We start from the raw sequence: 13,701 nt of genomic DNA, 5'->3' as shown, positions 1-13,701 counted from the left end.
ACTGGCGATCACCCATTGAAGTCTTTATGCGAAAAATGTTTCGATGAAGTGTTCAATTTATTTATTGCAATCTGCCATTTTTAAAAGGGCAACCGCTACTTAAATCGCGGCAATTGCCCTTTCCTGTTTATGTTTTGAAAGATAACATTTATCTGGTAAGCAAAAGAGACTGGAGAAAAAATGCTCTCCCCAGTCTCTTTCATACTTAATTATTTAAATTGTTCGGCAACCTCGCGGGCGATCTTTCCGTAGTGATCCAGGTACTTTGCATAGTTATCATCATACATGTACTTTGCATCTGCTTCTGGATCTTGGGAGGTCAAAATCTTTGGCCCATCATTTGTTACTACCAACGTGTGTTCGTATTGGCAACTCCAGCCACCATCAGCAGTCTTTGCTAACCAACCACTTGGGTCGCTTGTGTCTGCTTCCCACGTGCCGGTGTTAATCATTGGTTCAACCGTGATCGTCATCCCGTTCTTCAGCCGTAGACCTTGGCCGTGTTCACCATAGTGTGGCACCATTGGGTCTTCGTGCATCGTTGGTTGGATCCCGTGGCCAACAAATTCACGAACATCCCCGTAGCCGTTTTCATCTTCCGTGTAGTGTTGAATTACCGCACCAATGTCACCAATCCGGTTGCCAGGAACACATTGGTCAATTCCCATGAACAATGCCTTCTTAGTAACATCCATCAGTTTCTTAATTTCTGGCTTTACTTCACCGACTGCGTATGACCAGCAAGAATCGCTAAAGAAGCCGTCAACACTAACCACCGTGTCGACCTTGACCAGGTCACCCTTCTTTAAGATCAGGTTCTTGCGGGGAAAGCCGTGACAAATTTCATCATTAACGCTGACACAGGTTGCGTACTTGTATCCTTCAAAACCGATTTGTTCTGCTTTAGCACCGGCAGCCTTAAAGTACTTCCGGGCGAATTCTTCAATCTTCCAGCTTGAAATTCCAGGCTTAATGAATTCCCGGATTCCAAGGTGCATACCGGCTAATGCGGCGCCGGCCTTTTCCATCGCTTCAATTTCGCGTGGTGATTTTAATGTAATCATTCTCGGATCTCCTTTTTGACATTTTACCTTTATAAGTATACCACTATACTAAGCAATCGACCCTTAAAGCATGCTATACTAAATAATGAATAAAAATTTGGAGGCAAAACTAATGAAAGCTCTCGTAGTATACGCAACAATCACTGGTAATAACAAGGACGTTGCCGACTTGGTAACCGAATCGTTAGAAGACCATGATGTTGATGTAGAAGTAAATGAAATCTCAGTTGCAGATCCTGCTGACTTTGAAGATGTCGACATCTGCGTCGTTTGCCCATACACTTACGGCGAAGGTACCCTTCCTGATGAAGGGCTCGACTTTTTCGATGATTTAAAGGAAGAAGAACTCGAAGGCAAGGTTTACGGTGTTGCCGGTTCTGGTGATACCTTCTACGGTGATGACTTCTGCCGTGCCGTTGACGCTTTTGGCAAGGCCTTTGATGAGACTGGTGCTACTAAGGGTAGCGAAAATGTCCACATCAACCTGACTCCAGATGGCGATGACGTTAAGACTATCGACAAGTTTGCAGAAGAATTGGTTAAAAAGGCACAAGAATTAAATGATTAAGCGACTCTGGAAAAAGTATAAAAGCATTATTGCTTATCTCTTCTGGGGCGTTGTTACGACGGTCGTTAACCTGGTAATATTCCAAGTTTTGAGTTCCGGTATCCACTGGAACTACGAAGTTGCCACGGTAATTGCCTGGTTCGTTTCAGTGCTAGTCGCTTACTTCACCAATAAGGTCTGGGTATTCGGTTCCCACTACACAACGGTTAGCGACTTTATTGCCGAACTATTACGGTTCTTCTTCTACCGAGCACTGACGTTAGTAATTGATATGGCAATTACCTTCATCGGTATTTCATTACTTGGCTTCAAGGATCCGGTTGGCCAGTTCGTCGTTAAGGTAATTGACAACGTCATCGTTGTGATTGCCAACTACGTCTTCTCGAAGTGGTTGATTTTCAAGAATAATAAGAAAATTGAAGATAAATAATTGAAGCTCCCGACAATAAAAAGGGCGGCCCGAAGCTGGTTATTATATTGCACCAACTTTGGGTCGCCCTTTTTATTAACCATTTTTCTGTTCCAAGTACTTCTTGATAATCGTAAGGATCCGCTCGCTCGCGTGACCATCACCAAACGGGTTTTCTGCTCCAGCCATCTGCTTATAAGCGCGGTGGTTATTCAACAACTCAAATACCGCCTGCTGGATGCTCGTCGGGTCAGTGCCAACAACCTTTACCGCGCCAACATCAACCGCTTCTTGCCGTTCCGTCTTTTCCCGCAATAAGAGAACTGGCTTGTGGAGGGCCGGCGCTTCTTCCTGGATACTCCCCGAATCAGTCACAATAATCGTACTCCGGGCCGCCAGATTGAGGAAACTACCGTGGTCCAGTGGTTTAACCAGGTGAATTCGGTCTTTTCCGCCAAGGATCTTTTCCGCCATCGTTAACACATCCGGGTTCGAGATCGTTGGGTAAATCAGCTCCACATCCGGGTTAGTTTCCACAATATCCTTCATCGTGTGAAAGACCTGCCGCATTGGCTTGCCGATATTTTCCGCGCGTTCCATTGTCAGAATGATTAGCCGGTGGTCAGCTGGCAACTGGTTAAGCAGGTCACTTTCAAATTGCTGGTCTAATGAGCTCTCCGCCATATCAATTGAAGTATTGCCAGTAATGTAGACCTGCTTAGCGGGGTGGTGTTCCGCAAGGAGGTTGTCACGTGCCCGGGTGGTCGGTGCAAAGTATAAATCGGCCAAATCATCGGTCAAGCGACGGTGCATTTCATCCGGGAACGGAGAATATTTATCGTAGGTCCGCAATCCCGCTTCAACGTGGCCGAGCGGTAGGCGGTGGTAAAAGCCGACCAAGCTAGCAGCTAAACTAGTTGCAGCATCCCCGACGACAAGTAGCATGTCGGGCTGACTTGCATTAATGACGTTATTCAGGTTGTGAAGGAGGTGACTAAGTTCTTCTACTAACTGCCCCTTCCCACTAGCCTGGGCAAGTTCAAAATCAGGGTCTACGTGAAGGTAGTCAAGAGTCTGCTGGAGCAAGTCGGCATGGTGCGATTGGGGTGCCGTTACAATTACCGGCTGCCAGGTCGCGGCATCAGACCGCATAATTCTAATAATCGGTGCTAATTTTAAAGCCTCTGCCCGGGTACCAAACAAGAGCATGACACGGTATGGCGCTTGCACAGCAGTCACTCCTTTACTTAAATAATCATTTTAATTGTACACCCGAATTATGAACTTTTTTAAAACAAATCAGGACTGCGACAAAACTCGATTTTGTCACAGTCCCTTATTTTAGCTCCGAATATTACAGAGATATCGCGTGCCATAACCCAGTTAGGTCACAGCCCATTTTAACTGATCCCATCCGGGCTTGAACCGGAATCGACCGCTTAGGAGGCGGATGCACTATCCAATTATGCTATGGGACCAAACAAAGAATATTATCGCATTTCCCCTTCACAAGGTAAAGCAATAATATTCTTTTATTTATGAATTTTTACGGCGGTGCTTTAGCCGAATCCCCTTATTCTTCCGGTTTTTCTTGTGGCGCCGCTTCTTTGGCTTGGAAAAGCCCGCAAAGGTTTTATCAACCGACTTCTTCAAGTTTGATTCACCAGTTAACTGTTCCTTTTGCAAGTGCCGGTTAGCCTTCTTGGCAAATGGCACTACCTTTTCACCCTTGACCGGCTTCTGGTCTGTCAGGTGGTCCTGGCTAATGTAGAATTGCTTAAGTTCAACATCTAAGTCACTGATCAACTTCCGTAAGTCACGAATATCATGGTCATCACCTAGGTTGATCACCATTCCTCGTTCACCCTGCCGGCCAGTCCGTCCTGCACGGTGGACGTAGGTATTAACTTCAGTCGGCAAGTCAAAGTTAACTACTCCTGGCAGCTTTGGAATATCAAGGCCCCGGGCGGCTAAGTCAGTCGTCAGCAGCAACTTAATCTGCCGCTTACGGAACATCCGCATCGCCTTTTCCCGTTCCGTCTGTCGTTGTCGACCACCAAGGGTACCAACCGCAACGTGTTCGTGACGGAGACGGCTAGCTGCATAGTGAAGTGTCCGCGTACTATTGAAAAAGACCAGTGCGCGGAAGTCCTTAATGCTGACCAAGCGCCGTAAAGTAGCGGTCTTCTGGGCATTAGTCCGGGCAGTCAAGTAGACGTTTTGAACTGGTCCCCGGGAATGGTCGGTGTCACGCACGTCAAAGGTAACAATATCCCGACCAAACATTACGTTTAATTGGTCTAAAACGGGGGATTTCGTCGCGGAGAAAAATGCTAATTGGGTGCTCAACGGCGTTGCCCGTTCAATGTCTTCAACAACTGCCAAAGTATCATCTTGCAACAGGTCATCGGCCTCATCAATGACCAACGTTTGGAGGTGGCCAAGCTTTAAGTGGTGGTTATCCAGCATGTGGAGAACTCGTCCGGGAGTTCCCACGACCACATCCGGGTGCTTATGCAGGTGCATTACCTGGCGGCGAAGGTTGGCGCCACCCGTCAATGACTGAACCTTTACCCCAATAATTGCGCCCCACTCGCGCATTACCCGGGCGGTCTGAAGAGCTAGTTCCTGTGATGGTGAAAGGACCAGAATCTGTGTACCAGACCCTGGCATTACCTTTGGCAGTAGGGGCAACGTAAAGGCAAGTGTCTTACCGGAACCCGTCGGCGCAATCCCTAAAACGGATTCGTCAGATTGGAGGGCTTTTTCAACCGCTGACTGAATCGCCGTTGGTTGCTGGTAAAGCTTATCAAAGTGTTCTTTAAATTGCTCGATCAACTAAAATCATCCTATTCTTGATCATTGTCTGCTGGGAAAGTCAGGTTTGCTGATTGCCGGAGTGAGTACATTACTGAATTGACAGTCCGGGCCAAGTCCATCCAGTGTTGGTACTTCTTCATTTCAGCCGGGTCGTCAGGATTATTGAACAGTGCCGCAAAATCATTCATTTCATCCGTCATTGAATTCTTTTCAACTGGTGCTTCCAACGGGTGAGCATTCTTGTCGGCATCATAGTAAGTAACCTTTTGCGTTTCAAAGATGCTGTCGAATACCAGTGTATCCTTCAATCCGTAAACCTCAGATGGCAAGTAGGAGTTCGCAGTCTTACCGAAGTTCAGCGTAACGGTGAAGCTGTCATAGTTCAGAATTGCAATACCTTTTGCATCGACACCAGTCTTGGCAAGGGTTGGGTAGTAAACAACGGTGTCTGGTTCACCAAACAAGGTAACCGCACCGTAAACGGCGTAAACACCAAGGTCCATCAACGCACCACCGGCAAAGTCGAGGGTGAAAATGTTTGGGTATGGCTTGTCATCAGCAAGAACCTTGTCATACCGTGAAGAGTACTTCATTACGGTAATCGTTGCACCCTGGCAATGGTTCTTCTTCATCTCATTAACCTTTTCGACGGCCTTCTTATACAGTGGCGTATGGATGTGGCGGGCAGCTTCCACTAAGCGTGCCTTCGGGTGGGCAGCCAGAAGAGATTCAATTGCGCTGAATTCTGCCGGGTTAGCAAATGATGGTTTTTCAACAATGATGAACTTATCGTTTTCGATAGCCTTGCGTACTTGTTGGTAGTGGAGGCTGTTTGGTGATGCAATGTAAACGACATCAAAGTCACCTTCACTGAAGAACTTATCAAGGTCATCGTAAAATTCGGTGGCGCCGTATGGTTCACCAAATTCCTTTGCCCGGTCAATCGTCCGTGAGTAAACCGTGGTTAACTTATACTTACCAGTCGTCTTAGCGGCATCTAACATCTGATCAGTAATAATGTGAGTTCCGATAATTCCTAACTTAAGCATAATTCTTCTCTCTCCTTTATAAACAAATACGTTTGTTACACCTAATTTTACCAATTATTTCTTGTTTTTAACAGAATTGAAATCTTCCTATAACACAAAAGTGTGTATAATGAATCGTGAAGTTAAATGACTTATCACATACTTACTTGAGGGGACGATGGAATATGAAGAAAAAAGGAATGTTACTTTTCGGCGCGGGGCTAATGGCTGGGCTCAGCAGTACCTTGGGTTTCAGCCGCGCGAAGAAGAGTAGCACTACCACTGCGCTACCAATTTTTTACACTGGTACTTGGCAATATTATGATAAAGAACGCGATCGGTCCCATCGAATCACCATTTCTCCTGAGTTAAAATTGGGAATCGATAATCAGGTTATCCCGGCGACGGTTCAACAAATTAAGAATGACAAGTTGGTATTCCTTGATAAGTTCGGTTACCACATCACGATTCGGGCAAATGAACAACGGCCGGTCTCATTAACAGACGAAGCTGATGATCAGGTCTACACCATTCAACCAGTACAATAATCTTGGAGCGCTGTCAAACAGCGTTTTTTTATTTTAAATTAATTATCGTACGTTCGGTGGTGCGGTACTTGGTAGCTTTCCATGAATTGCAAAATGTCATCCATGTTGTCACCAAAGTAAATATTATTTAAATATAAGTCTTCGAGGAAGCCAGCTTGGTTCATTTTTACCAGCTGTTTTTTCAATTCGTCATAGTAGCCACGATAGTTGTAAATAGCAACGGGCTTGGCGTTATCACCAACCGTTACCCAGGAAGCGGCCTGGCTGATTTCTTCAAGCGTCCCCAGTCCACCAGGAAAGGCAACCATTCCATCAGCCATTTCCATCATTTTTTCTTTCCGCTTGTCCATGTTTGTCGTGATCTGACGGTCGTTCACCCCGTCCAGTGCAACCCCGCGGTCATACAATTCCTGGGTAATAATACTGTGAACAATACCATCATTGGCAAGGGCACCACGAGCAACGGCACCCATAAGGCCATGACGTCCGCCGCCATAAACCAGCTCAATTTGGTGGCCCGCTAACCATTCGCCGACTTTTTCCGCTTCTACTAGGTAGTGCTTATCTTTGCCGTTCAGGGCGCCACAATAAATTGCTAATCGTTTAATTGTCATCTGCTTTCTCTTCTCCTTCTAGATTCTCTAATGTCGCTAACTGCTGGCTAACTGAATCGGCCGCCGTCTTAATTGCCATCTCTTCCACTGGTAACAGCTTCAGCAGCAACAAATTACCAACTCCCTGCTTCCCAATTAGTGCTGGAAAGCTCACGTAGGTTGAGTATTGTGGCTGGTAAATCGCTACCGGTAAGGCTAATTGCTCGTCACTTAAAATGGCACGAATAATCCGTCGGCTCCAAGCAACGGCAGCACTTGCATTGTAGCCAAGGCCCTTTAAGGTGTACCAGCTACCAAGATCGGCCTGCACTTTAACTTGACTCTCGTCGAGCGAATGACCATTGATTGATTCTTCTAGTGATTGGCCATTAACACGGACTGTTGACCAGGCAAAGGTTTGGCGGCCAGCGTGCTGACCATAGACAAAGCCACTAACGTTAGCCGATGATAAGTGGGCCGCGTGGGCAACTGCCCGCCGCATCCGCGCGGTTTCAAGGACAGTACCGATACCGAGGACCTGCTTAGTTGGCAGGAATAATTTTTGCTGAAGGAAGGCGGTAATTGCTTCATTAGGGTTGGTCAGGTTAAGGACAATCCCCTTAAAGCCGCTCTGTTTAACCTTATCTGCAAATTCTAGGACTGCCTGACCACTCTCAGTCAGTTCGGCCATTGGCTGTTCCTTTGCCAACGCACTGTAGCCGACAGCAATAACGAGGACCTGGGCCCTGCCTAAAGCCGCATAATCCTGAATTGTGATTTCAGGATGGGCCGCCAATGCTGTCTCGGCGTCTGCTAAGTCAGTTTGAACAGCAAGAGCAAGATCATCATCCTTGTCAATTAAAGTTAATTCATCAACCTCGCCACTGGTAACCAGTTCATTTGCCAAGAGCCGACCAACGTGGCCGAGGCCGATTATTCCAATATTTCGCATAAATACACCTAGTTTCTAAATAAGGGACCGTGGCAACAAGGCCATTAGTCCCTTTTTTCGTTTAACTTATTCTTGCGCTTCCTGGAAACGCGCGGCCTCTGGGAAGGCAGTGAGGACAAACTCACGTGCTCCCTTGCTGAGGTCTAGTGATTCCTGCGCCTGGTAGATTTCGTGGTGGTCACCGACAGACAGGGTTACCAGGTTATCACCCAGTTCAAACTCAACTCCCAGTTCAATGGCTGCCCGGAGAAGCTTTTGAATATCATCCGAGTAATCCTTGCTAATTGCCTGAAGCGGGTGCTGGTAGTTAATGTTATTGGTGTAGCGGTCATTAGCGATCTTAAGGCCAAAGGAAAGTAAATTACCATCTTCGATCCGGTCTGCCAACTGACCACTAATCGTCAAGGATGGGTCTTCCACCCGCCGCTTGGCAAAAGTTAACGCAAGCCGGTATTCCCGCGGTGCGTTGAAGTCTTCAACAAACTTCTGCAGTTCATCAATGATGGCGTTAGCGGCATCTTTCATCTCTGCAGTTTCATCTGTTGGGGCCTGAAGAGCAACCTCATTATTAAGCTTATGAGCCGTGGCTAGGCGGTCAGTAAGGTCGTCTGGCAATGGTGTAATGATTGCGTGCAACAACAGTAGCTCCAAGAAATTGAGCGTGTCATCACTGATCCCAGCACGGGACAACGGATCGAGGTCGAGGTTCCGGAACTCGAGGTAGTTAATCCCCTTCTTCATTGACTCCTTCAGGTTACGCAAGTCATGCTGGCGGCCACGAAGCCGAACCGGGCCGAAGAATTCCTTCAGGTTGTAGAAGGTGCCATTGTCAATAAACTCTTGCAGCTGGTCGACATGTTCTTCAAGTGAATTGTAGGTAACCCGTTCACTGGCAATATTGTCATCACCAAACTCACTGGCCCGGATACTTCGAACCGGCAGTTCAAGGTTGTCGGGAAAACTTTCTGGCATGTCTTCAGTTACCGGACTGGCACCGAAAAGGTAAGTAAACAACCACTGGTAAAGGTAGTAAACCTGCGCCAGCTTAAAGTAAAGGTGGTTGCGGAAGTCAATTTCACTACCGTACTCATCCTGGTAAAAGCGGCGGTAGAGTTCGCTGATTAAACCATCATCTAAGCCGAAATTGATGTGGACGTCCCCCATGATTTCCTTAACAATTCCGTACTTTTTACCAAGGTAATCGTGATTTCCCTGGTTCCACGGCTTGGTAAAGTGGTCTTTCAAGAAGTCGAGGTCATTTTGGTAAAGCGGTGCTGGCGCCATGCTTAAAGGCCAGAGCCGTTCATCATTATGGAGCTGCTCAATCATGATCTGTTCGAGCATCTTCAGGTAGGTAACGGCTGTCTTACTCCCTACTACTGGCGGCGTTTCAAAGTCGATCATATCGTCAGTAAAGCCAGAATTTAGGTAAATATTGTATTGACGGGTACGGAGGTTGGCCGGATATGGGTAACGGCTAGCCCGCCCGTTTGTTAATACACGATGCTTTTTAGCTTCCAAGCCAAAACGACAAGCGAACATTCTTGCGTTCATATCAGGTTCGTTCAGCGCCGACTTGATTTGCTCATATTTATCAGCCATCTAGCATCCTCCCAATCTTATTATCTCGCTCTCCACTCTAACACTTTTGGGACATAATGAGCAATCTTTTTTTGACCGTCTAATAGTTAATGACGGGTTAAATCGGATAATAAATTAAACAAAATTTGCCGATTGTCCTTTGGCACGCCATGACTGATGATTTGCCCCGCAGTCTGGTGCAAGTCATTGTGGTCCAGTGGATACTGGTCATCGTTAGTGGCAATTTCACGTACGTTGGTTGGCAATGGTTCGAGGTGAAACTGGAGGCCAATTACATTATCACCAAGGATGAAGCCCTGGTTTTTAACCAGATCACTGGAAAAAAGCAGCTGGGCCTGGTCCGGAATTTCAAACATTTCTTCGTGCCAGTGAAGGACGTTGAGTTGTTCTGGAATGTCAGGAAGCTGGTCGGTTTGTCGGTACACCGGCGCCCACCCTACTTCCTTGTGTGGTGCTTTAGTAATGCGGTAGCCAAGCACTTTGGCAATTTCCTGGGCACCGTAGCAGATGCCAAGGACTGGCTTATGCTGGTCAAGCACCTGCTTGAGCAGATCTTGCTCACGCTTAATCCACGGCAAGTCATCGTTAGGACTCATCGGACCCCCAAGGATAACTAAGAAATCAGTTTGGTCAACTGTTGGCAAGTTGCCGAACTGGTATGGATGATAAATGTACATTTCATGATTGTTGCGGTCCGCCCACTCGGCAATTGCACCGGGGCCTTCGTTTGGTGTGTGTTGTAAGACGTTAATTCTCATGGTAGTTTACTCCTTTGCTAGGTTAACGATTTTAACGGGGTTTCCCCACTGACAAACAATCTTAATTAAGTCGGTGAAACTAAGGATGACCGTCTTAGTATTGTCATTGGGGTGGCAACCAATTAACCGGTTTGTATCAAGCAGCTATTGGGAAATTACTAAAGTAACTTGGTGGTAATGGTCATTAATCAGGTTGAATGGTGATACAGCACCTGTTTGAATACCAAGCTGGTTTTCTAGGTCTTGCGGTTTGGCAAATGAAAGCCTAGTAGTTGCAAGGCGATGTTTTAAGAGGTGCATGTCAAGGCGCTGGTCATCGTTAATCATGACTAAGAAAAAGCCACGGCTGTTATGAAGAAAGAGGTTCTTAGCACGGGCAAAGTCATAATTAGTGACATAGCGGTCGGCTTCCTCCGCCGTATAGACTGCAGGATGGTGGACTAGCTGGTAGGCCACGTTTCGTTGCCCTAGTAAGTTGAGTATTTCGTTCATGATTTCCCTCCTAAAAAATTCCCCGGGAAATATTTAATCGTAGCGGCTGGGTGGGCGGCACGGATCAAGGTAACCGTCTCCGGGGTTGGCTGACGATTAGCCTGGCTGGTTAGGTAGCGGACTTGGCGCGTTGGTAGCCACTTACCTGCAACCCAGGTTTGGGTAATCCGGGGTGCTGCATTTGGTCCGAAGCCCTGCCCAGGTTTAACCCGGTCTAAGCGCCAACTGGGATAGGTAATGAACTTGGCCGATGGGACCCGGCTGTGCCAGCGGGCTTCGTAATGCCACGGCTTCTTTGTCCAAGTATATTTAAGCTGGTGGTAACCATTTCTAGTTATTTCTTGTGTGATGGCATTAGCGGGGATGGGCCACGGGGCAAGCCGACGTTGTTGGGCAATACTAAAGCCCGTGCCAAAAACACTTTTTGATGTCGACGTGGGTTTCATCTTTAAAAGGCACCTTCTCTGCTTCGAGCATGGGACGCTGGTCAATCCAGCCGGGAACAAGCCGACCGGTGGCGGTAACTACGCGGTGGCAGGGATGTTTACCGTGACCACCGGACTTGCTGAGTGCTTTACTCACGAGGCGAGCATTATGTGGCCGGCAAATCATCCGTGCAATTTGACCGTAAGTAGTAACCCGCCCAAACGGAATTAAATCCACCGTGTTGAGCACGTCCTGCATAAATTGTTCGTCTAATTTGGCTGCCATGGGTTGCTCCTTTCTTTTGGTTAAATTATACCTGCTTTTGGGGTTAATGTTACTGAGATTTTTTTATTGCCCACTAAACGAAAAGCACCTGCTCAGTTTCATCATATTAATGGACTCCTGAGTAAGTACTTTTCGTTACTGTGATATATAGATCCGCCCCCATATGTATGGGGAATACTACCCGCTAGTTATCGTGCCGCACCCAATCGGGGGATCACCCCCACTCGCATGGGGAATACCACGATAACGTAGTGCGCCATGTCTGATTGTTGGGATCACCCCCACTCGCATGGGGAATACCTTCTTTTTGAAGTCAGCCCAACTCATCGCATAGGATCACCCCCACTCGCATGGGGAATACGCTTGTGCATACTCAGCGTAGTTAATCATCATGGGATCACCCCCACTCGCATGGGGAATACTTAAAAGATTCCTGACATTAAGCGGTTCATTAAATTGCAAAGTCCAAAATTTATTTAGTTTATAAACCATATTTTACATAATAATTTTACTACAACAAACTTATTAGTCCATTTTCCGGGGAATTAAAAAAGTCTTATTCACTCTTTCACCTGGTTTATGTAAAGCTGGTGACTCCGTGGAAACTCACGCTTAAATGCGGCTGTTAATTCATGCTTAGCTTCCCCTTTACTAAGCTGGTAGGTATTCGTAGCATCGACATAGCCCTGCTCAGTGATAACCAGGTTACTTTCGCACGTTTCCACTGTCAGCAAACGATCCTTCTTCTTGGTAAATAAGACGATCTTTTGGTTAACCTTACCCTTCAAGGCCCGTTTTAATATTGACTTAGCCTGCTTTATCGGAATTTCTTGCACAGAAATGAGCTTCCTTCCATAACTAATAGCATAATTTCTTCAATGTCTCCCTTAGCGATTCACTAAATCACTACACTTGAGATACAATCCAACGCCTGATGACTTGCTATCTTTTTCGATTGTTTTCGCTAATTGCCAAAAATCGTTTGATTTTCTTCTTCCTGACTTAGTATTTGTTGATACTTTTGGTTAAGCCGCCCCATGTATCGTTCTTGCCAGTTTAGAAGTCGTTTTTTTAAGATTTCAGTCATCTTTAGGGAAATTATTCATTATTGGCGCCCCGTTTTGCTATCAGTTCACTAACTTTATTCTCACATATCACCCAACTAAAATCCATTTCTAAAATATTTTCCTTAAAAATTACCGTATTAAAATTATAGAAAGGTAACCATCCAGTTTGTATTGCATTTTGCATCTAAATGATTGCTTATAGCTTACAAAGTTGTTATGATAAACCCAAATTTAACAAAGAGGTAATTATTATGACTACTACAACAAATAAGAAGACAGCTAGCGTATTTACAAGAGTTACTCCAGAATTAAAAGAACAGGCCGAAGAGGTTTTAAATCAATTGCAGATTCCAATGTCAACTGCTCTAGCAATATTCCTACAACAAGTAGTCAATCAAAGAGGAATCCCATTTGATATTAAACTTACTTCTAAGCCAGACGATTACCATTCACTTTCTAGCAAACAATTTAATCATGAAATTCAAAAGGGATTGGATGATTTTAAAAACGGAAATACTTATACCACTAAAGAAATTAGAGATGAAATTAATGGAGAAAGTTAATAATGAAAAGCCAATGGAATATCGTGTACTCTAATCAGTCAAGATTAGATCTTCTTCAAATTGACCACTATATCCGCTATAATCTTTTTTCACCACAAAGTGCCAAAAGATTAATCAATAGAATCATGAATATGATTGACAATTTAGCATTTATGCCAAATAGATATCAATTATACAAAGATGAACCTTGGCATAGTTTAGGATTGCGTTACATTCCAGTTGGTAATTACACCATCTTCTATTATCCTAATAAGTCAACCAACGTTATCCAAATCATTAGAATCATGTATGGTGGGCAAAATATTCCACAGGCTTTAACAAATTCATTAAAGTAACTTTTAGCCTTTATCGAAATTTCCAAAAAATGTATTCGAAGAATTCACAGCATTCAGTTATCACGGCCGAGTGCTGTTTTTGCCATTATAATTCTAATACACTCAACTTCTCTAAATGGCAGATTGCAAGAAATAACTTGAACAAATTTAGTAACGCAGATTACGCAAAAAGATCTCAATTGGTGTTCGCC

The 13,701-nt window shown here is 45.4% G+C and carries 17 protein-coding genes and 1 tRNA gene; 5 read left to right on the top strand and 13 right to left on the bottom strand.

Annotation, left to right across the window (positions count from 1 at the left end):
* Positions 1-209: 209 nt before the first annotated feature.
* Positions 210-1,064: a type I methionyl aminopeptidase gene (gene map, locus QOS07_RS08575; protein WP_283588543.1), complete on the bottom strand. Its 855-nt coding sequence runs from the start codon at positions 1,062-1,064 to the stop codon at positions 210-212.
* A 112-nt stretch (positions 1,065-1,176) separates the two neighbouring features.
* Here map and QOS07_RS08570 point away from each other — a divergent pair, with 112 nt between their 5' ends.
* Positions 1,177-1,632 carry a flavodoxin gene (locus QOS07_RS08570; RefSeq protein ID WP_283588542.1) on the top strand — a complete coding sequence of 152 codons (456 nt, stop codon included), beginning with the start codon at positions 1,177-1,179 and terminating at the stop codon, positions 1,630-1,632.
* Positions 1,625-2,062: a GtrA family protein gene (locus QOS07_RS08565; protein ID WP_283588541.1), complete on the top strand. Its 438-nt coding sequence runs from the start codon at positions 1,625-1,627 to the stop codon at positions 2,060-2,062. Before QOS07_RS08570 ends, QOS07_RS08565 begins: the two co-directional genes overlap by 8 nt.
* A 75-nt stretch (positions 2,063-2,137) precedes the next feature.
* Here QOS07_RS08565 and wecB read toward each other — a convergent pair whose 3' ends face one another.
* The 4 genes from wecB to QOS07_RS08545 form a co-directional block, all read right to left on the bottom strand.
* Positions 2,138-3,271: a non-hydrolyzing UDP-N-acetylglucosamine 2-epimerase gene (wecB, locus tag QOS07_RS08560; protein ID WP_283588540.1), complete on the bottom strand. Its 1,134-nt coding sequence runs from the start codon at positions 3,269-3,271 to the stop codon at positions 2,138-2,140.
* Between the two features lie 175 nt (positions 3,272-3,446).
* A tRNA-Arg gene (locus QOS07_RS08555) sits at positions 3,447-3,519 on the bottom strand.
* A 58-nt stretch (positions 3,520-3,577) separates the two neighbouring features.
* Positions 3,578-4,879 carry a DEAD/DEAH box helicase gene (locus tag QOS07_RS08550; RefSeq protein ID WP_283588539.1) on the bottom strand — a complete coding sequence of 434 codons (1,302 nt, stop codon included), beginning with the start codon at positions 4,877-4,879 and terminating at the stop codon, positions 3,578-3,580.
* Positions 4,880-4,890: 11 nt separating this feature from the next.
* Positions 4,891-5,910: a Gfo/Idh/MocA family protein gene (locus tag QOS07_RS08545; protein WP_283588538.1), complete on the bottom strand. Its 1,020-nt coding sequence runs from the start codon at positions 5,908-5,910 to the stop codon at positions 4,891-4,893.
* Between the two features lie 164 nt (positions 5,911-6,074).
* On the opposite strand from QOS07_RS08545, the gene QOS07_RS08540 reads away from it, so the two are divergent.
* Positions 6,075-6,437, top strand: a complete 363-nt coding sequence (locus QOS07_RS08540) for a DUF4828 domain-containing protein (protein ID WP_283588537.1) — start codon at positions 6,075-6,077, stop codon at positions 6,435-6,437.
* A gap of 38 nt (positions 6,438-6,475) precedes the next feature.
* On the opposite strand, the gene QOS07_RS08535 is transcribed toward QOS07_RS08540, so the two are convergent.
* The 8 genes from QOS07_RS08535 to QOS07_RS08500 all read right to left on the bottom strand — a co-directional run bounded on the left by QOS07_RS08535 (position 6,476) and on the right by QOS07_RS08500 (position 12,381).
* Positions 6,476-7,051 (bottom strand): LOG family protein, encoded by a 576-nt coding sequence (locus QOS07_RS08535; RefSeq protein ID WP_283588536.1) that lies wholly within the window; start codon positions 7,049-7,051, stop codon positions 6,476-6,478.
* On the bottom strand, positions 7,041-7,982 hold the full coding sequence (locus QOS07_RS08530; protein ID WP_283588535.1) for a lactate/malate family dehydrogenase: 942 nt from the start codon (positions 7,980-7,982) through the stop codon (positions 7,041-7,043). The genes QOS07_RS08535 and QOS07_RS08530 overlap by 11 nt, the downstream gene beginning before the upstream one ends.
* Positions 7,983-8,048: 66 nt before the next feature.
* Positions 8,049-9,584 carry a glutamate--cysteine ligase gene (locus tag QOS07_RS08525; RefSeq protein ID WP_283588534.1) on the bottom strand — a complete coding sequence of 512 codons (1,536 nt, stop codon included), beginning with the start codon at positions 9,582-9,584 and terminating at the stop codon, positions 8,049-8,051.
* Between the two features lie 86 nt (positions 9,585-9,670).
* Positions 9,671-10,342 (bottom strand): type 1 glutamine amidotransferase, encoded by a 672-nt coding sequence (locus QOS07_RS08520; protein ID WP_283588533.1) that lies wholly within the window; start codon positions 10,340-10,342, stop codon positions 9,671-9,673.
* A 144-nt stretch (positions 10,343-10,486) separates the two neighbouring features.
* The gene (locus QOS07_RS08515; RefSeq protein ID WP_283588532.1) at positions 10,487-10,834 is read right to left on the bottom strand and encodes a YbaK/EbsC family protein; all 348 of its coding nucleotides are present in this window, start codon (positions 10,832-10,834) and stop codon (positions 10,487-10,489) included.
* A complete protein-coding gene (locus QOS07_RS08510; RefSeq protein WP_283588531.1) occupies positions 10,831-11,280 on the bottom strand; it encodes a hypothetical protein in 450 nt (149 codons plus the stop codon). The genes QOS07_RS08515 and QOS07_RS08510 overlap by 4 nt, the downstream gene beginning before the upstream one ends.
* The gene (locus QOS07_RS08505) at positions 11,234-11,545 is read right to left on the bottom strand and encodes an MGMT family protein (RefSeq protein WP_283588530.1); all 312 of its coding nucleotides are present in this window, start codon (positions 11,543-11,545) and stop codon (positions 11,234-11,236) included. The genes QOS07_RS08510 and QOS07_RS08505 overlap by 47 nt, the downstream gene beginning before the upstream one ends.
* Positions 11,546-12,105: 560 nt before the next feature.
* Positions 12,106-12,381, bottom strand: a complete 276-nt coding sequence (locus QOS07_RS08500) for a hypothetical protein (RefSeq protein ID WP_283588529.1) — start codon at positions 12,379-12,381, stop codon at positions 12,106-12,108.
* A 482-nt stretch (positions 12,382-12,863) separates the two neighbouring features.
* Between QOS07_RS08500 and QOS07_RS08495 the strand changes: the two genes are divergently transcribed.
* Both QOS07_RS08495 and QOS07_RS08490 read left to right on the top strand, forming a co-directional pair.
* Positions 12,864-13,175, top strand: coding sequence for a type II toxin-antitoxin system RelB/DinJ family antitoxin (locus QOS07_RS08495; protein ID WP_283588528.1), 312 nt, complete (start codon positions 12,864-12,866; stop codon positions 13,173-13,175).
* 2 nt (positions 13,176-13,177) lie between these two features.
* Complete coding sequence (locus tag QOS07_RS08490) at positions 13,178-13,510, top strand: type II toxin-antitoxin system RelE/ParE family toxin (protein WP_283588527.1); 333 nt, start codon at positions 13,178-13,180, stop codon at positions 13,508-13,510.
* The last annotated feature ends 191 nt before the right edge of the window (positions 13,511-13,701 follow it).

It is taken from the genome of Limosilactobacillus viscerum, from assembly GCF_947387525.1.
Classification (GTDB): Bacteria; Bacillota; Bacilli; order Lactobacillales; family Lactobacillaceae; genus Limosilactobacillus; species Limosilactobacillus viscerum.
Note: the sequence above shows the minus strand (reverse complement) of the source record. Positions and strands in the feature narration are given on the sequence as shown.